The sequence below is a fragment of the Acinetobacter sp. CIP-A165 genome, assembly GCF_000367985.1.
Lineage (GTDB): Bacteria > Pseudomonadota > Gammaproteobacteria > Pseudomonadales > Moraxellaceae > Acinetobacter.
In genome coordinates this window covers 574,134-591,862 of sequence record NZ_KB849200.1, presented here as the reverse complement: position 1 = coordinate 591,862, position 17,729 = coordinate 574,134, and the positions used below count along the sequence as shown (strand labels likewise).

The 17,729-nt window shown below is 39.9% G+C and carries 17 protein-coding genes; 8 read left to right on the top strand and 9 right to left on the bottom strand.

Annotated elements, in window-relative coordinates:
• Window positions 1-283 precede the first annotated feature (283 nt).
• The 3 genes from F991_RS02675 to F991_RS02665 are packed head-to-tail and all read right to left on the bottom strand — an operon-like array spanning window position 284 to window position 3,091.
• Complete coding sequence (locus F991_RS02675) at window positions 284-1,345, bottom strand: DUF6670 family protein (protein WP_004668643.1); 1,062 nt, start codon at window positions 1,343-1,345, stop codon at window positions 284-286.
• Between the two features lie 16 nt (window positions 1,346-1,361).
• Window positions 1,362-2,195: a CDP-diacylglycerol--serine O-phosphatidyltransferase gene (gene pssA, locus F991_RS02670; protein ID WP_004668642.1), complete on the bottom strand. Its 834-nt coding sequence runs from the start codon at window positions 2,193-2,195 to the stop codon at window positions 1,362-1,364.
• Window positions 2,196-2,233: 38 nt separating this feature from the next.
• The gene (locus F991_RS02665; protein ID WP_004668641.1) at window positions 2,234-3,091 is read right to left on the bottom strand and encodes a 23S rRNA (adenine(2030)-N(6))-methyltransferase RlmJ; all 858 of its coding nucleotides are present in this window, start codon (window positions 3,089-3,091) and stop codon (window positions 2,234-2,236) included.
• Window positions 3,092-3,209: 118 nt separating this feature from the next.
• Between F991_RS02665 and F991_RS02660 the strand changes: the two genes are divergently transcribed.
• Window positions 3,210-3,818: a 2OG-Fe(II) oxygenase gene (locus F991_RS02660; protein WP_004668640.1), complete on the top strand. Its 609-nt coding sequence runs from the start codon at window positions 3,210-3,212 to the stop codon at window positions 3,816-3,818.
• Window positions 3,819-3,932: 114 nt separating this feature from the next.
• Window positions 3,933-4,460: a hypothetical protein gene (locus tag F991_RS02655; protein ID WP_004668639.1), complete on the top strand. Its 528-nt coding sequence runs from the start codon at window positions 3,933-3,935 to the stop codon at window positions 4,458-4,460.
• 26 nt (window positions 4,461-4,486) lie between these two features.
• Here the strand turns inward: F991_RS02655 and F991_RS02650 are convergent, their stop codons facing one another.
• The 4 genes from F991_RS02650 to F991_RS02635 all read right to left on the bottom strand — a co-directional run bounded on the left by F991_RS02650 (window position 4,487) and on the right by F991_RS02635 (window position 8,719).
• Window positions 4,487-4,729, bottom strand: a complete 243-nt coding sequence (locus F991_RS02650; RefSeq protein WP_004668638.1) for a DUF2789 family protein — start codon at window positions 4,727-4,729, stop codon at window positions 4,487-4,489.
• 162 nt (window positions 4,730-4,891) lie between these two features.
• Window positions 4,892-5,878, bottom strand: a complete 987-nt coding sequence (locus tag F991_RS02645; protein WP_004668635.1) for a malate dehydrogenase — start codon at window positions 5,876-5,878, stop codon at window positions 4,892-4,894.
• Window positions 5,879-6,044: 166 nt separating this feature from the next.
• The gene (locus F991_RS02640) at window positions 6,045-6,713 is read right to left on the bottom strand and encodes a ribonuclease T2 family protein (RefSeq protein WP_004668633.1); all 669 of its coding nucleotides are present in this window, start codon (window positions 6,711-6,713) and stop codon (window positions 6,045-6,047) included.
• Between the two features lie 47 nt (window positions 6,714-6,760).
• On the bottom strand, window positions 6,761-8,719 hold the full coding sequence (locus F991_RS02635) for a lytic transglycosylase domain-containing protein (protein ID WP_171063378.1): 1,959 nt from the start codon (window positions 8,717-8,719) through the stop codon (window positions 6,761-6,763).
• 248 nt (window positions 8,720-8,967) lie between these two features.
• Here F991_RS02635 and miaB point away from each other — a divergent pair, with 248 nt between their 5' ends.
• The 4 genes from miaB to F991_RS02615 all read left to right on the top strand — a co-directional run bounded on the left by miaB (window position 8,968) and on the right by F991_RS02615 (window position 12,386).
• Window positions 8,968-10,419, top strand: coding sequence for a tRNA (N6-isopentenyl adenosine(37)-C2)-methylthiotransferase MiaB (gene miaB, locus F991_RS02630; protein ID WP_004668629.1), 1,452 nt, complete (start codon window positions 8,968-8,970; stop codon window positions 10,417-10,419).
• Window positions 10,420-10,457: 38 nt separating this feature from the next.
• A complete protein-coding gene (locus F991_RS02625) occupies window positions 10,458-11,540 on the top strand; it encodes a PhoH family protein (protein ID WP_004668628.1) in 1,083 nt (360 codons plus the stop codon).
• A gap of 61 nt (window positions 11,541-11,601) precedes the next feature.
• Window positions 11,602-12,087, top strand: a complete 486-nt coding sequence (ybeY, locus tag F991_RS02620) for an rRNA maturation RNase YbeY (protein WP_004668625.1) — start codon at window positions 11,602-11,604, stop codon at window positions 12,085-12,087.
• 11 nt (window positions 12,088-12,098) lie between these two features.
• On the top strand, window positions 12,099-12,386 hold the full coding sequence (locus F991_RS02615) for an antibiotic biosynthesis monooxygenase family protein (RefSeq protein ID WP_004668624.1): 288 nt from the start codon (window positions 12,099-12,101) through the stop codon (window positions 12,384-12,386).
• 84 nt (window positions 12,387-12,470) lie between these two features.
• On the opposite strand, the gene F991_RS02610 is transcribed toward F991_RS02615, so the two are convergent.
• The gene (locus F991_RS02610) at window positions 12,471-14,642 is read right to left on the bottom strand and encodes a TonB-dependent siderophore receptor (RefSeq protein ID WP_004668621.1); all 2,172 of its coding nucleotides are present in this window, start codon (window positions 14,640-14,642) and stop codon (window positions 12,471-12,473) included.
• 271 nt (window positions 14,643-14,913) lie between these two features.
• A complete protein-coding gene (locus F991_RS02605) occupies window positions 14,914-15,798 on the bottom strand; it encodes an energy transducer TonB (RefSeq protein ID WP_034595366.1) in 885 nt (294 codons plus the stop codon).
• A gap of 231 nt (window positions 15,799-16,029) precedes the next feature.
• On the opposite strand from F991_RS02605, the gene F991_RS02600 reads away from it, so the two are divergent.
• Together F991_RS02600 and F991_RS02595 are read left to right on the top strand one after the other, a co-directional pair.
• Window positions 16,030-16,713 (top strand): hypothetical protein, encoded by a 684-nt coding sequence (locus tag F991_RS02600; protein WP_004668618.1) that lies wholly within the window; start codon window positions 16,030-16,032, stop codon window positions 16,711-16,713.
• Between the two features lie 195 nt (window positions 16,714-16,908).
• A complete protein-coding gene (locus tag F991_RS02595) occupies window positions 16,909-17,622 on the top strand; it encodes a DUF3108 domain-containing protein (protein WP_034595365.1) in 714 nt (237 codons plus the stop codon).
• The last annotated feature ends 107 nt before the right edge of the window (window positions 17,623-17,729 follow it).

The window sequence follows — 17,729 nt, the reverse complement described above, 5'->3', positions numbered from 1 at the left end:
TAACCAGTAAAAATCCACACAAGTTGTTCTTCTTCAATTCTTAATGATCTTCTCGATGATTCGTCACCATCAAGCTAGGTCGGCTATATTACTCTTAATCTCTTAAAAGTCAACAGGCAATTTAGATATTTTTAAAACTTATTCTCAAACCCAAGATTCAAACCTTTCAATCCAAATCCTTGTTTCTCAACAAGTTTTTATCTGCATCACCGCCGATGGATGTGCATTCTACAGCATTTCCAATACCACACAACCCCTTTTTTTAATTTATTGTGACGAGCGTCTATTTTTTGCACAAATAAGGCTGAAAATGTGGAATTTGATCTAATATTTGTTCAGTTTTACTCTTTTCTTGCCAATGCAAAGGGCGGCAATCGATATATTCACAATACCCCGTGCCTTCGTATGATTCATTTTTCCAAATTAACTGATAGTGAAAACTTCCCACATAACCTGCGGCTAAACCAAATTTATAATCGCCTCGACTTTGTGCTTTCAGGTGAAAAGTAACTTGATTATTTTCCTGACATTGCCAAATAAACTCTCGAGCTAAATACATATCACGCCCATTTGGTGTTTGGATTTTAGGATAAACCCGTGTTACATCAAAAATAACGTGCTGATCATAAAGTATGGTCTGTTGTTGGTTGTGCTGGATTTCAATTCTTGAAAAAATGATGTTATTCCATTGATTTCTTAACTCAGAAAGTATGATTTGAAGATCTGAACGAATTTGAATAATTTGATAAGTAAAAAAATGAAAGGCGATAAATGGCAAATAAACTGCTCTGGCATGCTTCAGAATACCTTGTGCTTCTATTTGATATTTTTGTTCTTTATAGGTAATTTCACCTTCACACTGGCACCTTGCATACCAATAGTCAGCGACACCCCATTGCAAAGCTGAATGATTTTCGATTTCAGTGTAGGTATTTACTTTTAACTGACAACTTAATTCTTCATCAAATCGTTTAAAATAATAATTGGGTGATTCGACTTGGATATCGTCAATATCAAGAAATTGATAGCGATCAATTTCAAATTGGCATTGCTCTTTGGCACTATAACTTTTGAGATGTCCAACTGTTGCTACACTGCTGCTCACTAATACCGTTGCCGTATCAATCGCTGTTGTGGTGATCGCACTGGCGTTATAGCAAATCGGAATACGTGGCTGACCAATTAAACTAATGAAATTCAGATAATGAAAAGGTGCAGGCAGATTCGGCAGAATCAACGCCTGATAAACGATTTTAAATAAACCTTTGGGCGGATAGAAAGTTAAAGCATCTGACTTATTGAGGTTCAGTTGCTTTAATTGATTGTTACTCATCAACATTGGCATACTGAACCTCCCGATTTTAAGTTGTTATTTTTGAGTCATTCTTTTTCGCAAATAAAGTCGTTACAAACCCTGAGAGCACATATAGGATACATACAATCAAGATACCTACTGGAATGTTGTACGTGATCGCAGCAAAAATCAAGACTACAGGCAACATCACGACAAATGGTACGCGTTTACGATCCATTTGTTTAAATGAGTAATACTTGATATTTGAAATCATCAACAACCCTATTCCTACCATAACGACAGAGTTAATAACTTGAATCACAATATCTTTTAAATCAAAGATAAATGGATAATCGCGTCCGACCCAAACCAGTGAAATCACAGTGACCGCAGCAAGTGGGCTAGCGATACCAATAAAGTAACGTTTATCCACCACACCAATTTGCACATTGAAACGTGCCAAGCGGAATGCCGCACATGCGGTATAAATAAAGCAACACGCTAAACCAATACGTCCCAAATCATGTAAGCTCCAGCTATACATTAAGATTGCAGGTGCAACCCCAAAAGCCAGCAGATCAGATAATGAATCATATTGTTCACCGAAGGCACTCTGTGCACCAATCGCACGCGCCACTCGTCCATCTAATCCATCAAGCAATGCAGCGAGGAAAATCGCATAGATCGCTTGATTAAAGTTTCCATTCATACTCGCAATGATTGAGTAAAAACCAGATAGAAGCGCCGCTGTTGTAATTAAGTTTGGCCATAGATAAATACCACGGCGTTTTACTTTTTGCCCTTCGTGCGTATGCTCTTCTTCTTCCACTTCAAATGTAATGCGATCAAAAGAACGTCCATCTTTATTTGAATCAGAATCAGGTTTAGGAGAATTTGTCATTATTTTCAATTCCTCGACAATATTTTGACGTTGGCGGGTTACTCACCCACCAACCAACGCACTGCGGCATGACCACCATTTTCACTCATACGCAAATGTGGAAATAACCATTGTAAAGCCTGATCTGCATCTTCTGAGAATTTCCATGGCGGATTAATCACCAGTAAACCACAACCATTTAATCCCACTGGCGTGTCATCAGGCCATACACAAATTTCGCAAACCAATTGACGACGAATCCCTGTTTTAAACATTTTCTTTTCAAAACGGTCAATCATGGCACGATCTTTAATTGGATACCAAACCGCAAATACACCTGTTGGCCACTTGCTATGCGCGACTTGTAAAAGTTCAACCAATTGCGGAAAGTCTTTACGCTCTAATTCGTATGGTGGGTCGATCATCACCAATCCGCGTTTTTCTTTTGGCGGAATAACTCCAAATAAGCCTTCATAAGCATCACGCTCGTGTAAGCCCATGCGTTTATCATGAATATTGTGACGTAACTCAGCAAATACATCGCGCTGCATTTCAAATACAGTCGCTTTATCAATATCTCGCATTGCCTGTAAAGCAAACCAAGGTGAACCTGGGTAACTCCCCTTACCTTCCTGCTCGCGTATCTTGCCAACCAGTTTTAAAAACTCCTGAATGGACTCAGGTGCTTGGCGTTTTTCCATCTCACTTAATTGTACTAAACGATGAATTCCCGTGAGGAACTCACCTGATTTTTGTGATGGTGCAAGTGATAAATTATATTTACCCGCCCCACCATGGGTGTCGATATACCGATATGGTTTATCTTTAGCATTTAAACGAGTAAGCAGTTGAAGCAAAAGTACATGCTTCATAACATCGGCAAAGTTACCTGCATGGAAATGGTGACGGTAATTCATGTTGACAATTATTCCTCAATTCAAAGGATAGTTTATCATGAAAATAAAGGCTATTCTTTAACGTTGATGTGATCATCTAAAATTGTACTGTAATCAAATGAATGTTAACTGGAACTGTATGCAATTCACCTCGCTTCCTACATCTTGGAATATTGATCAAATTTTAGATGATTTAAATACGTCTGGATTTGCTTTGGTGGACGATGTATACCCACATGAATATGTGCGAGATCTGGTTCAAGAATGTAGTTCAAATTTGGAAGCATTTCGAGCAGCAGGTATACAAAATGGTGTGGTCAGCCATATTCGAAGTGATCATATTTTGTGGATTGATGATCAACTCCCAATTGCTGAAAAGCATATCAACACTTTAGAAAACTTATCGCAGGCATTGAATCAAGCATTCTATTTGGGGATTAAAGAAGTCGAAGCTCATTTTGCTTGTTATAACGCAGGTGAGTTTTACGCATTGCATCGCGACAATCCTCAACAAAAGAATGATCGTATGATTTCAACCGTTTTTTACTTACACGAAAGCTGGCAAGAAGATTGGGGTGGTCAGTTACGACTCCAAGATAAAAATGATCAATGGCACATCATCCAACCTGTATCAAACCGTCTTGTCATCTTCCAAAGTGATTTATTACATGAAGTCTTGCGGTCAAAGCAACAGCGCTTATCCATTACAGCGTGGCTACGGAGTAGTAATTCGATTTGGAATGGATAGCCCCGCTTAAATACACACATAAAGTAAGGTTGTGAAGTTTATGGTATATCAACCTTTAAATTGCGACAAATAGCCTTATATATCTAAGCATAACTGACGATTTTGGATCAATGAATGACGAATGAAACCAAAGATGTAATTGCTCGTATTGGTGAAACAGATCAACTCTATCTATCGAGTGACACACCAGAGCTGGCTTTAGAACGTGCTGACTTGCGCTTGCAATTGGTCATGCTGAGCCATATTCGTCAGGAACAAGTGCATTTTTTACAAGAAGCCATCGTCCTGCTTGAACAGGCACGCATTGCAAATGATGAAATGCCCCTGAGCTTGTATCTGAATTTGTCTTTATATTTAGCCAAAGCATATATGATGTACTTTGAACTGACCAAAGAGCAGCGCTTTGCTTTAATTACCCAGCAAATTTTAAAACCTTTGGCACATAACCATCATGTGGATATTTATTTCTTTTTGGCCTATGCCTCTACCGCTAAAAAAGAACATGCTTTAACTCAACACTGGTTGAAAAAATATGTGTCATGTATCGACTATGATTTAGCGTTATTACAAGAACATTCAGCATTTAAGTTAATCCGTCAGGAAGACTGGTTTAAAGCTCTCATACGAAATAAAGCTCACTAATCATGTGAGCTTTATTTTTTGATTTTTTAATGCGTACTATCAAGGTGTAGTTGTTGATTCAGTTCATCAATGACTATTGCCCACTCATCATCTTTATCAATATGACTTTTCAAGAAATCTCTTTGTCCTGCACTCCAAAACTCAGCTTCATGCAGCCTTTGTCCAGCACTGAGTTGATGTGTTTGGACAAAACGTTCAATTGCGGCTTCATTGGCGCCAAGTCCTAGCTGTTCAAACAATAATTCTAATGTCGGTTGTTGCTCAAACATTTTTCTTCTCCTTTAATCTTCTATATCCAATTTAACAACAAACAAGAAGTCGTTGCAGAAAAGACATTTATTTTCTTGTTGCTTTTTGTGTTTATCATTTTTAACGCATAAAAAAACGCCTTCAAATGAAGGCGTTCTCAAACTTATCTAAAAATAGATAAATTATTTTAACATGTCAGCAATTGCCGCACGTTCATCTTCAAGTTCTTGAAGTGTGATGTTCATACGCTCACGGCTGAATTCATCAATTTCAAGACCTTCAACACGTGTGTATTCGCCATTTTCACAAGTTACTGGCACACCGTACATTACGCCTTCTGGAATACCATAAGAACCGTCAGATGGGATACCCATAGTTACCCATTTGCCGTTTGTACCCAACGCCCAGTCACGCATATGATCGATTGCAGCGTTAGCAGCTGAAGCAGCTGAAGACAAACCACGTGCTTCGATGATCGCAGCACCACGTTTACCAACTGTCGGAAGGAATGTATCTTTATTCCATTCTGCATCGTTGATTTTGTCTTTTAAGCTTTCGCCATTTGCAGTTGCAAAACGGTAGTCAGCATACATCGTTGGAGAGTGGTTACCCCAAACTGTTAATTTTTCGATATCAGAAACAGCAACACCCGCTTTTTGAGCAATTTGAGTCAAAGCACGGTTGTGATCAAGACGTAACATTGCTGTAAAGTTTTTCGCTGGAAGATCTGGAGCAGATTTCATTGCGATATAAGCATTGGTGTTTGCAGGATTACCTACAACCAATACTTTAACATCACGGCTCGCAACTTCGTTTAATGCTTGACCTTGACCAATGAAGATTTCACCGTTGACTTTCAACAAGTCAGCACGTTCCATACCAGGACCGCGTGGACGAGAACCGACCAACAAAGCATAGTCAGCATCTTTAAATGCAACTTTAGGATCATCAGTCCCGATCATGCCCGCCAATAATGGGAAAGCACAGTCATCAAGTTCCATCATCACGCCTTTAAGCGCTTGTTGAGCTTTCTCAAAAGGAACTTCAAGCAATTGTAAAATTACAGGTTGATCTTTACCTAGCATTTCACCGCTTGCAATACGGAATAATAAGCTATAACCAATTTGACCTGCAGCGCCTGTAACGGCAACACGAACGGGTTGCTTCATGTGATATTCTCCAATGAGGTGCGTTAGCACGATTAAGTTCAGTTGTGACTCAATCGAATTATCATAAACGGCAAAGATTGTACTCTAAAGCAGCATCTTATGCATGTAAAAGAGAATGATTTCAACAAAAGTCTGATAGAAAATACAAATCAAGCCAGTCAAAAAGTTAATAACTGCCTTTAATCGTAAATTCATTTGGGCATCCTGTCACAACATGGCTAGCACATTGTTTATATTGCCCATTTTTCTGATAACAGACGCGTATTTCCGTTAAAATCGAATCTGATTTTGAGGATTGACAGCTAAAGCGAATACCATTCGCTGGTAAGGATGGATTTAATTTGGTGAATTGCTGTCTAAGACTTTCTTTCTGAACCGCAATTGTATTTGGACTGGTTAGATCTGCTGGAACTTTTAAGCGCTCTGCAAAGTTAATAATCGTCCTAAAATATTGACTGGCATTCATCGGAACGCAGCCCCCTACACTCTGCCAAAGCTGTACACGTTCATTTTCGTTTGGCATCACACGTGCAACCACGGTTGCTTGCAGCGGTGAAAGCTGAGCAGATGATTTCGTTTCACAATTACGGTTTACAGGAACTTCTGGAAGTAGACTTGAAATTGTAAGCGAATATCCCTCTAGACATTTACGTTGTTTTTGTTTTGAAGAATCTAAGGCACAAACAGCAGGCGTCATTTGCACATGCAAGATATAGCCAGCAATATTCGGGCGATCTGCTGCATATAATGGCGTGCCAAATGACAAGATGATGCAACAGAGCAATGCCCGCCCCAATCTTGTCAACCGCCTTTCAAGTAAATCTATCGATTTCATCAAATGCCAAAACTTCATGATTTCAAATTAAACATCCAATTGTATTTTTAAGGGGTATTGCGTACAGGAATCGCCCCCATCCTTTTTTCTAGGGATTGAGGACCCTGTCCGAGCACCACACCATAATGTGTTGCATTGGTCATGACATGTTTAACGTAGTCACGTGTCTCCAATAATGGAATGCTTTCTGTGTATTGATCCGCAGCAATGGTTTGACCATCGGGTTGCCAACGTCGCGCACGATTCGGACCTGCGTTATAACCTGCTGTTGCCAGCACTGCATTCCCACTCAGTTGCCCTTGAATCATAGAAAGATAATAGGTGCCGTAACGAATGTTGGTATTCATTTCACTTAATGCTGCTGGGTTATAGGTTTCACCCATTTGACGCGCAATTAACTTCGCTGTATTTGGCATGATTTGCATTAAGCCACCTGCGCCAACATGCGAGCGAGCTGAAGTGACAAAACGACTTTCTTGACGCATCAGACCATAAGCCCAAGCAGGATCAACGCCAGCATTGTAGCTATGACTGCTCACATTACTACGATGCGGGGTAGTATAACGATAGGTATCATTATGTTTCGATGTGGTTCGATCAGCCGCATAAATCGCTCGATCATACCAACCCATATCATGTGCGCGTTTTGCCGCTGCCAATAATAGGCCATCATCTTGTTGCAAATAGGCTTGTCGAACAGCCCAATTCCATTCTCTATTGGTATATGTTGCAGGTGCATTGACATCTCTTAATGTAAATGCCCGCTTAAAATGAATATTTTGGTTGAGTCTTTGAATATCTTGTGAACTTGGTTGTTCATCGTATGGCTTATGATTATACCGTTCGCCTAAACGATCTTTGGCAAGTAAATTATGATAGTCATCACCAGCTTGAGCCAGTCTACGATAAATCTGCTGGGCTGCTTGTTTAGATGCTGCATCTGAACGTTGCTCAGACGCTCGAGCCAGCCAATATTGCCAACGATCTTCTTGCTTCTGGGTTACCGACATCGCATCAATCGCACGAATCAGACTTTCCCATGAACCAAATCGAATCGACTGACGCGCATAAATTTCCGCTTCTTCAGGACTAAATGGATAACCATAACTTTGATCGAAAGCATTCAGCACGCTACGATTAAAACCATTTTTCATGACCGTAGTACCGCCGACATAGCCCACTGTACGATACAAATACTGTTGTACTGCAGGTGGCGTGTCTTGAACAGCACGTGGAAGATTGGCCAATGCATTGGTTAGGTCATTATCCGCAAGCCGCCCGATAGCGAAAATGAGATAAGCATAATCAGCATCATTGCTTTTGGTCGCACTCCATAAATACTCTAATGGATTGGCTTGAATCTGATTGAACTGTGCTAAAGATAAACTCAATCCAAGTGCTTGTGCAGTTGCGATAGCTGGCCCTGACTGCCCTGCACGTAACTGTCCCCACAATCTTTGCTGACGATCTTGTGCGGTCATTAATGGACTAGAAAGCATCATTCGACCTAAACCATTGCATGATTCAGGTTGAGAATTTGTGGTCAACCAAATGTCTTTATATTCAGCAAAAACTAAACTGTCTCCAGTTCTCGCTCTGACTTGCGCGATGGCACAGCTTTCTGCTTGGTCAGGATTGGTCACATAACTTAATACGGGTTTAGCTTCAGCAAAACTCGCAAGTTTAACTTTTTCCTCAACATAATCTGCTGCCAACTTTTCTGCCATCGCAGATTGCGGATAGCGTTGGGCAAAACTAATAATGGCAGATGCAGGCTGAAAACCAAGATTGGTATTTAATTTCCAGTATTCTGGATAATAGCCCAATACATCATTTTGCATTTGCTCTTGAAATTGATCGAGCATCGCAATGTTACTGGCATTGGCGGCACGTAAAGCATCATTAAACTGTGCATCTAAAGCATAGACGGATGAACACGCTAGCAAGCCACCCATTGCGATAAAACGGCGGAAGTTGTTCTTGTTGTTCACTTTATTACTTTCCATCGTTATAAAATCACCTTGCTTTTTCATCGTCATCAATCAATATGCCCAATTCACCCAACGGTGATAGTGTAATAAGTCTAGCTTTCCTCTATTGTTGTGTTATGTAACTTACTGATTCATATTCATTAACGCTTATACAATTTTCATCACAAACTGTCTTTTTTTGTCAGTTTTTTATTCTCTCCGCACATACAAAAATACTGCTATAATCCGCGCTTTGTTCAAACTCACCTTGTTCAGGAGCCTGCATGACGGTTCAAACATTCATTCCAAGTGCTTTAAAAGCTGCCTCAGAAAACACTGTTACCCAGCCAATGCACACCACTGATGTTTCAATTAAAAAACTTTATATTGAAACGCAAGGGTGTCAGATGAATGAGTATGACAGTCACCGTATGGCAGATTTACTCGGCGATTCACACGGTTATGTACTGACCACTGATCCCAAAGAAGCTGACATTTTACTGATGAACACTTGTTCTATTCGTGAAAAAGCTCAAGAAAAGGTTTTTAGCGGATTGGGACGTTGGCGCAAACTCAAAGAACAGAATCCAGATCTCGTGATTGGTGTTGGTGGCTGTGTTGCATCGCAAGAAGGCGACAACATTCAGAAACGCGCACCTTATGTCGATATGGTCTTTGGTCCACAGACCCTACATCGGTTACCGCAAATGCTTGATCAGCATCAGGCCCAAATCGAAAAACCGAAAAAAGATAAAATTAAACTGGTTGATATTTCTTTCCCAGATATTGAAAAGTTCGACTTTCTACCAGAACCACGCGTGGAAGGCTTTAAAGCTTTCGTGTCGATCATGGAAGGTTGTTCTAAATACTGTTCATTTTGTGTCGTTCCTTATACTCGTGGTGAAGAAGTTTCTCGCCCACTGGATGATGTCTTGGCGGAAATTGCAGGACTCGCAGAAAAAGGTGTACGTGAGATCAGCTTGCTTGGTCAAAACGTCAATGGTTATCGTGGTGAAACATTTGAGGGTGATATCTGTACGTTCCCAGAACTACTTCGCCTAGTGGCTGAAATCCCTGGAATTGGACGTTTGCGTTATACCACCTCTCACCCACTTGAATTTTCTGATGAACTGATTCAATGCTACCGTGACTTACCACAAATGGTGTCGCATTTGCATTTACCTGTACAAAGCGGTTCAAATGATGTACTCCAAGCAATGAAACGTAATCACACCATTGATGTGTATATTGATAAAATCGCCAAACTACGTAAAGTCCGTCCAGATATGCACTTATCCAGTGACTTTATTATTGGTTTCCCAGGTGAAACTGATGCGCACTTTGCTGAAACCTTACAGTTTATTAAAGACTTAGATTTTGACCACTCTTATAGTTTTGTGTATTCAAAACGTCCGGGCACACCTGCTTCTGACCTTGCTGATGACACCCCAGATCAAGTGAAAAAAGATCGTTTAGCACAAGTGCAGCAAGTGATTAAAAAATCGAGCATAGATAAAACCGATGCCATGCTGGGTAAAATCGAACGTGTGCTGATTGAAAAAGTATCTGATAAAGATCCGAATGTATTAATGGGAACAGCTGACAATACTCGTTTAGTTGCCTTTATCGGTGATGCAACTTGGGTTGGACGTTTCGCAGAAATTGAGATTACTGAAATTAAAACTTTAAATTTAGTTTATGGTGAACTCTTGAATCTTGAACCTGACGTGGCGTAATGTAGAGGTATTCTCATAAGTCAATAAGAGGGTTTCTCTTGACTGCAGCGATTCGACGTACAGTAACGTTCCCTGAGATTTCAATGGAACGCTTAAAAAGCATGCTCGGTGCGTATAACGGGCATTTAAAACAAATCGAACAACGTTTAGATGTCAAAATTACTCACCGAGGCGATGCTTTCTACCTCGACGGTGAGATTGAAACGGTCGAAAGAGCCGAAGCATTATTGCAACGGCTCTATGCGGAGTCTGAAACATCACAACAAGTCAGTGCTGATTTACTCCATCTTATGATCCAATCCTCCCAAACCGACCGAAACTTCGAATTAGTCGGTGAAGGAATAGATCAAGAGGAGACCCCCTTAGATGTCTATTTCCAGACCCGTAAAGGCCGAATTAATCCTCGCGGCACAAACCAAAAACGCTATGTGCAACGTATCCTACAAAGTGATATTTCGTTCGGTATTGGTCCAGCAGGTACAGGTAAAACTTACCTAGCTGTTGCTGCTGCCGTCGATATGCTTGAGCGTAATGAAATCCAACGTATCTTATTGGTTCGTCCTGCTGTCGAAGCAGGTGAGAAACTTGGTTTCTTACCTGGTGATTTAACCCAAAAAATTGATCCATATTTACGCCCACTTTATGACGCTTTATATGAAATGCTTGGCTTCGAAAAAGTTGCCAAACTGATCGAGCGTCAAGTGATTGAGGTTGCCCCGCTTGCTTATATGCGTGGTCGTACCTTAAATCACTCTTTTGTGATTTTAGATGAAGCGCAAAACACCACGCCTGAACAAATGAAGATGTTCCTCACTCGTTTGGGCTTTGGTTCTCGTGCGGTAATTACGGGTGATGTCACGCAAGTCGATTTACCACGTGGTCAGCAATCTGGTTTAGCACAAGCTTTGCGTGTCCTAGAAAATGTACATGAAATCCATATCACACGTTTCCACTCTCGTGATGTAGTTCGTCATCAATTGGTACAAAAGATTGTTGAAGCTTACGAAGGCTGGGACAGTGAGCAACAGCGTTTATCCGCTGAAGCCCGTGCCGAACGTAAAGCCAAACAAGAAGCACTGATTGCAGAGAATGACTCCGCAGCAGATGCACAACACATTTAAGAAAAACCTCACCCCTGCTTTATAACAGTGGGGGTGAGGACGATTAATTAAGGATCTATTTTTGAAAATCAATCTAAGTCTTCAACAAGACTTTCAAACGGCTGAACTCCCCCTAAAACGTGGTCAAATCAAAAAACAGCTCGAAACAGCATTACGTCATGTTGGTTTCGAGGTTGACTGCGAAATAGGCATTGCTTGTGTAGATGTTGCTGAAAGCCATGAGCTGAATTTGCAATATCGTGAAAAAGACAAACCGACCAATGTACTGTCTTTTCCAAGTGATATCCCAGAAGAAATGCTTAACCTACTGGATGCAGAGCCTCTGGGTGATTTGGTTATTTGTATTCCTGTGGTTTTACAAGAAGCCACTGAGCAACAAAAAACACCGAACCAACATTTCACTCACCTACTTGTTCATGGTGTTTTACATTTATTGGGCTACGATCACGAAACCAATGAAACAGATGCTGAAGAAATGGAAGCTTTGGAAATCGCGATTCTTAAAAAGCTCGGGGTTGCAAACCCATACCAAGCCGATGAGATCTGAGTAAAGTATCTATGTATATCGTCATTTTTAAAGCCACGATTAAACAACTTGATGCAACTTATTCAGAAATGGCGCAAAAGCTAAGAAATAAAGCTTTAACGGAATTTAACTGTGTAAAGTTTGAAGCATGTAGTGAAAATGGCTTTGAAATTGCGCTTTCATACTGGAATTGCTTGGAAGATATAAAGCTCTGGCAACAAGATGCAGAACATCAAGTTGCTCAGCATCTAGGTAAGGAAAAATGGTATCAAAGCTTTAGTGTTGAGATCTGCAAAGTAGAACGCTCATACTCAGCATAAAATGGATTGTGGATAATGAATAACTTATCCACATACACAATAAAAAACGGCTTTCATTAAGCCGTTTTTTATTTCATCCGATATTTAGAACTGATAACGTAGCGTTAAGGTTGCATTACGTGGCGCGCCATGAGTGATTTGCCCATACGCTGGAAATACACCGTAATAATCTTTATCAAATACATTATTGATATTTAATTGGGCTGAGAAATCTTTATTGATTTTATATTTAGCCATTAAATTAACTAAAGCATATGAGCCTTGCACTATCTTAGGATCTGCACCAGCAGGGAGATTCTTTGCAACAAGATAAGTATCACTCTGCCAATTAATACCACCACCAATACTTAACGCATCCCATTTATTTGGAAGTTGGTAAGTGGTATAGGTTTGAATCAATTTACGCGGTAATTCAGTGTTGATATCGTCTCCTTTTGCATCGGAAGCCTCATACTGACTATATCCTGCTGTTAGATTCCAATTCGGTGTGATCTGACCACTAAGCTCAAGCTCAAAACCTTTGCTTTCAGCACCTTTTGCAGCACGGTAATATGTTTCTAAAACCTTTGTTTCACCTATCTTTCGCTCTATCTGCCCCGCAGCCTGTGCCAAATTATCCTGTTTAATATTAAAAATCGCCACAGTCCCATTTAATCGATGATCAAACCATGATGATTTCAAACCAATTTCAGTACTATTACCTTTAATCGGATCAAGGTAGTTATCACTAAAATCTTTTTGACTTTGTGGTTGAAAGATACTGGTATAGCTGGCATAAGCTGAATAGTTTGGATTGATATCATAAATTAACCCAGCATAAGGAATAAACTCATGATCGTGCTTAATACTGCTATTTTTTAAAGTCAGCTTTTTCTCATAATCTGTAACACGTCCCCCCACAATGAGTTTAAGTGGATCAAGTAAAGATAATTGTGCTGCAGCAAAAACTGCATTTTGCTTTACTGTGTATTTTTCTGAAGATGCCCAATCCCCCCATATTGGCTCAGCCAGAGACGTATTCCAACGATAGATACTTTCTATAGGTTGTGTCATAGTACCCGTGCGACCAAGTGCGGTAAAATCTTGATTTGAATATTGATAGCCTGTGACGACCTTATGATCTCGACCAAATAAATCAAATCGACCATCAATCTGCAATGCAAGATTGTCTTGATCAACATTTACATCGTAGGAACCCGCAAAACCAGATAAACCCAAGCCTGTTTGCCGATTCGGATAACCTGAGACATAAAACAGTTTAGAATCGGCTTCTCGTTTACCATGCGCATAAGAAAGCTTTACATTCCAGTTGTCATTAATTTGTTGCGTAAGGTCCGCAAACCAATTTGTATATTTAACCTGCCAACGCGTCCAATCTTGACTTGTTGTCGTTTTTTTCGATAGGTTTGTACGTGTGCCATCACTAAAATAAACAGGTAAGCCGCCCCACATTGGTCCACGCGGGTCATCTTCTTGATAACTTACTCCGACGGATAGCAAAGTAGAATCTGTTAAATCAGCTTCGCCTGTAAGTAATAAGCTTAAACGTTCTTTACTTAACAGATCAGTAAAACTATCCCCTTCCTCATATTTTGCAACTGCTCGCCCACGCAATGTTCCAGAATCATTTAAACTATTTGCAATATCGCCCATGACACTATAATTGTTCCAACTGCCACCACTCACTTCAATATTGGCTGCAGGAACTTTACTCGTTGCACGTTTACGTATCATATTAATTGCAGCTGATGGATTCCCCGTACCAGTCGTTAAACCTGTTGCACCACGGACAACATCAATATGATCATAAGCCGCTGTACTAGCGAAAATCTCACCCGAAGACCAAGGCAAGCTATACGTTGTCGGAATACCATCAATAATATAATTATCTACAACGAAGCCACGAGAATATATCCCACCACGATTGGTCTCATAACGATTTACAGTCAGACCTGTAACATTTTCAGCTACATCAACCAGTGTAGTTAAGCCTTGATCTTGCATACGTTGCTGAGTGATGACAGATACTGATTGAGGAATTTCTTTTAACTTCAAATTCAAAGGTAATGCTGTCGATGCTGTTTCAGCTGTATAAGATGCAGAAGCTTTATCACCCTCTGCTTTTACTATAATTGTTGGCAACTGAGCACTTTCATTATTTGATTCAGCAAAAGCCAGTGAAGGTAATAACACTGTCGCCATTGCTAGTGCAAGTGGGTGCGCTTTAAAAATGCTAAACGCCGAATATTGATGCATGAAAATATGTCCTTATTAAAGGTATAGAGCACTTGGAGAGATGCATCACCTCCCCCCGAAACTTTAAAGAAGGATGCATTTACGCCCTAAAGGAAATGAACAGAAAATATCACGCAAATGATAATCGTTTTTATTATCAATTCAAGGGTCATCTATCAAAAGTGACTCTTTGTTTTTTTAAGTTTTGGAACGAAATAAAGAATCTATAAGACACAACCTACTTTTTTTAATTAATTTTTTTCATTAGGATTCCTATCAAAAGCACATTTAATTAATGCACTTCAAACTCGGCATCTACGGGATCAAAACGCCATGTACGAATGATACGTAATTCTGAAATCTCTTTCATACCCGCATCAAAAGCACCAAATGGCGCTCCACGACGAACCGAAGCGCGCGCAGCTTCATCCAAAATCGAGTGTCCAGAACTCTCAATTAAACGAATGGCACGAATACCACCCTGCGCATTTAAAATCACCATTAAGCGAACTTCACCCGCTAAACGCTGTTGCTTCGCTGCATCTGGATAATAGCGATTGCCATACAATTCTACCTTTTGGCGGAACTTATCCAAATATGCCGCTGATGCATCTTGTTTGGCCTGAATACCATCAACGGTTTTAATGCGTTGTTTACGGCTGAAATTTTGTTGTCGTTGTAAATATTGCGCTTCTAAGCTTGCCACCATCGCTGCTTTTGCTTGGAACTGACTTTGCAATTCTTCTAAAGCTTTTTTACGCTCACTTTGCTCTGCTTGTTTCTGCCAACTGAGTACGGTCATGAGCACTTTTTCTTCAAATTTTAGCTCTCGCTTTTGTTGTATAGTTTCAAGGCTCTCCAGTTCGTTTTCACCTGCTGTTGCATCAGCTTGCATCGGTGATGGCATATCACTCGACATACGATGTGCTTTGTGAAAGTCACCTGAACCGGTTTGATCAGCTTGCGCTAAAAAATCTGCATCTTTGACTTTTTCTTGACTTAAGCGAACCGAAACCGCGATTTCTTTGGTCGAAGTATCCGATGGAGATGGCATCGCAAACTGAGTCACCAGTACACCACCATGTAACAGCATCGCTAAAGCAACAGCCCCAACAAAAATTGGATCTTGCCACCAATGATGAGACAACTCAGTACGAAAATTTATTTTATTCCACATGGTATTTAAGCGACAAAAAGTCGCATCCCCAACGGCACTCACCGTATAAAAACCAAACCAATATTCAAAAGTTAAGAAAAATGTGATCCACTTATGGTTGCAGTGTTTCCATACCTTCATTTTATGAAAATGTAGCAATTAATTTTGCTACACTGCAAGCTACAAATTTAATTTTATTTTTTAGTTAATAAAAGATGGCGAATAAACCATTCACTTTCTGGAACAACTTTTATGCAAACGCTACTCTCATCCGTCGTTAAACGTCTACGTAAAGTTTACCAAAAAGCCGAAGAATTCATCGAAGAAGAAAGAGAATTTCCACTTTCACAAGTATTTGTGAATGCAACCATGGAGCGTTACGTCACAGAAAATGTAGAGATCATGCAAGACCTACATGCAGATCTGTATGATGGTTGGCTACGTTTATACACTACATTGGATGTTAAAGGTTTACACACCACACTTTCTGTAGACTTAAAACTGATTCAGATGGAAATGAATCAACATGTACAATTAATGGTGTTTGAGCAAATTAGTAATACCCAAGTCATCGAAGCAAAATTTAAAAATATCTTCCAAAAATGGGGCTTCTATATTGCCATTTGGTACTATCAAAAATTCAAAGAAGAAGATCCTCTAGGCAAGATTTTAGCGCATTTTGAAATTGTGACCGTCAAAGATGATTTGCTATATCTTGATTTAAATCGCTGGTTTGGTAAAAAACCAAGCATTATCGAAACACTCAGTAAAGTTCACGTCAATCGTGCTCGGGTTCGCCCAGCAGAACTCATTGTATGGGGCAATGTCAATCTTGCTGCAATGTTATATCCATCGGATGATGATCGCTTTGATGATGAGGATATAGAAGACACCACAGTGACACCTATCCTGCAAAAGAACTTAAAGAAAAAATAAGATTCACTCGCAATCAGGCAAGTAACCTCTAGGTTCTTGCCGCCAATAAAACATATAACACCATGATCTATACGAAAATTAACAAGTGCTGAGTAAAAAGCCTGATTTTTTCTTCACAATCTACAGGCATAATAATTATAAATCCTCCTGATAAGCGAGTGATGCATAATGTATTTACTCAAAGGACATCGTATTATGACAAAGAAATTATCGAAAGTTCTTGGTATCACCACCGTAAGCTCCGCTGCAATCTTGTGTGCAAGCTTATCGAGCCATGCTTTGGCAATGACCCCCTTCCAAGCAAGCTATCAATTTAGCTATAACAATAAAAACTTAGGTTCAGCTACTCGTACCTTGTCTCAACAAGGCAACAACTGGACTTATCAATTTACAGCGAAAGCGGGTGGTATTGCTTCAGCGTCTGAAACCAGTCAGTTTGGTTTTGTCGACAATAAAATTATTTCTCAGAAATTTAGTCGCAGTAGCAAAATTTTAATCCACAACAATACAATGAGTATTAACTTCAATCCGAACAGTAATGTCATCAACACTAAAAAAGATGACAAATCTCGCTCATTTGCATGGCAAGCAGGCGCATTAGATGAACTCAATGCTGAGCTGCAAATCCGTGAAGATTTGAAAAATAATACCCTCAGAACCAAATACCAAATCGCCGATGCAAAAGCATTGGATGATCGTCGCTTTGTAAGACAAGGAACCGAAACGATCAAGACCAATTACGGTACCTTTAATACGATTAAAGTCGTGATGCAACACGACAAGCCTGAACGCAATACCGTATTTTGGTTAGCACCACAACTTGACTATCTTCCAGTAAAAATGGCGCACAATGATGGCAAATCATCTTATGGGCTATTATTAACGGGCTATTCAGGTAAATCCAATTAATCGCTAAAGCAACCAGATATCGCAAACTTATGTGAAATATCACCAAACTCTGTAATTTTGGCTTGCAATTTTTTCGATGCTTTCTAAAATATGCCTTTGCTTGAAAA

What these genes read in the sequence shown, in the direction of transcription:
- F991_RS02650 (WP_004668638.1), bottom strand. Translation starts at nt 4,729, where the DNA reads ATGTTTGAGCAACAACCGACATTAGAATTATTGTTTGAACAGCTAGGA.
- F991_RS02645 (WP_004668635.1), bottom strand. Translation starts at nt 5,878, where the DNA reads ATGAAGCAACCCGTTCGTGTTGCCGTTACAGGCGCTGCAGGTCAAATT.
- F991_RS02595 (WP_034595365.1), top strand. Translation starts at nt 16,909, where the DNA reads ATGACAAAGAAATTATCGAAAGTTCTTGGTATCACCACCGTAAGCTCC.
- F991_RS02600 (WP_004668618.1), top strand. Translation starts at nt 16,030, where the DNA reads ATGCAAACGCTACTCTCATCCGTCGTTAAACGTCTACGTAAAGTTTAC.
- F991_RS02635 (WP_171063378.1), bottom strand. Translation starts at nt 8,719, where the DNA reads ATGGAAAGTAATAAAGTGAACAACAAGAACAACTTCCGCCGTTTTATC.
- F991_RS02660 (WP_004668640.1), top strand. Translation starts at nt 3,210, where the DNA reads ATGCAATTCACCTCGCTTCCTACATCTTGGAATATTGATCAAATTTTA.
- F991_RS02675 (WP_004668643.1), bottom strand. Translation starts at nt 1,345, where the DNA reads ATGCCAATGTTGATGAGTAACAATCAATTAAAGCAACTGAACCTCAAT.
- F991_RS02655 (WP_004668639.1), top strand. Translation starts at nt 3,933, where the DNA reads ATGACGAATGAAACCAAAGATGTAATTGCTCGTATTGGTGAAACAGAT.
- F991_RS02640 (WP_004668633.1), bottom strand. Translation starts at nt 6,713, where the DNA reads ATGAAATCGATAGATTTACTTGAAAGGCGGTTGACAAGATTGGGGCGG.
- F991_RS02610 (WP_004668621.1), bottom strand. Translation starts at nt 14,642, where the DNA reads ATGCATCAATATTCGGCGTTTAGCATTTTTAAAGCGCACCCACTTGCA.
- pssA (WP_004668642.1), bottom strand. Translation starts at nt 2,195, where the DNA reads ATGACAAATTCTCCTAAACCTGATTCTGATTCAAATAAAGATGGACGT.
- F991_RS02615 (WP_004668624.1), top strand. Translation starts at nt 12,099, where the DNA reads ATGTATATCGTCATTTTTAAAGCCACGATTAAACAACTTGATGCAACT.
- miaB (WP_004668629.1), top strand. Translation starts at nt 8,968, where the DNA reads ATGACGGTTCAAACATTCATTCCAAGTGCTTTAAAAGCTGCCTCAGAA.
- F991_RS02605 (WP_034595366.1), bottom strand. Translation starts at nt 15,798, where the DNA reads ATGTGGAATAAAATAAATTTTCGTACTGAGTTGTCTCATCATTGGTGG.
- F991_RS02665 (WP_004668641.1), bottom strand. Translation starts at nt 3,091, where the DNA reads ATGAATTACCGTCACCATTTCCATGCAGGTAACTTTGCCGATGTTATG.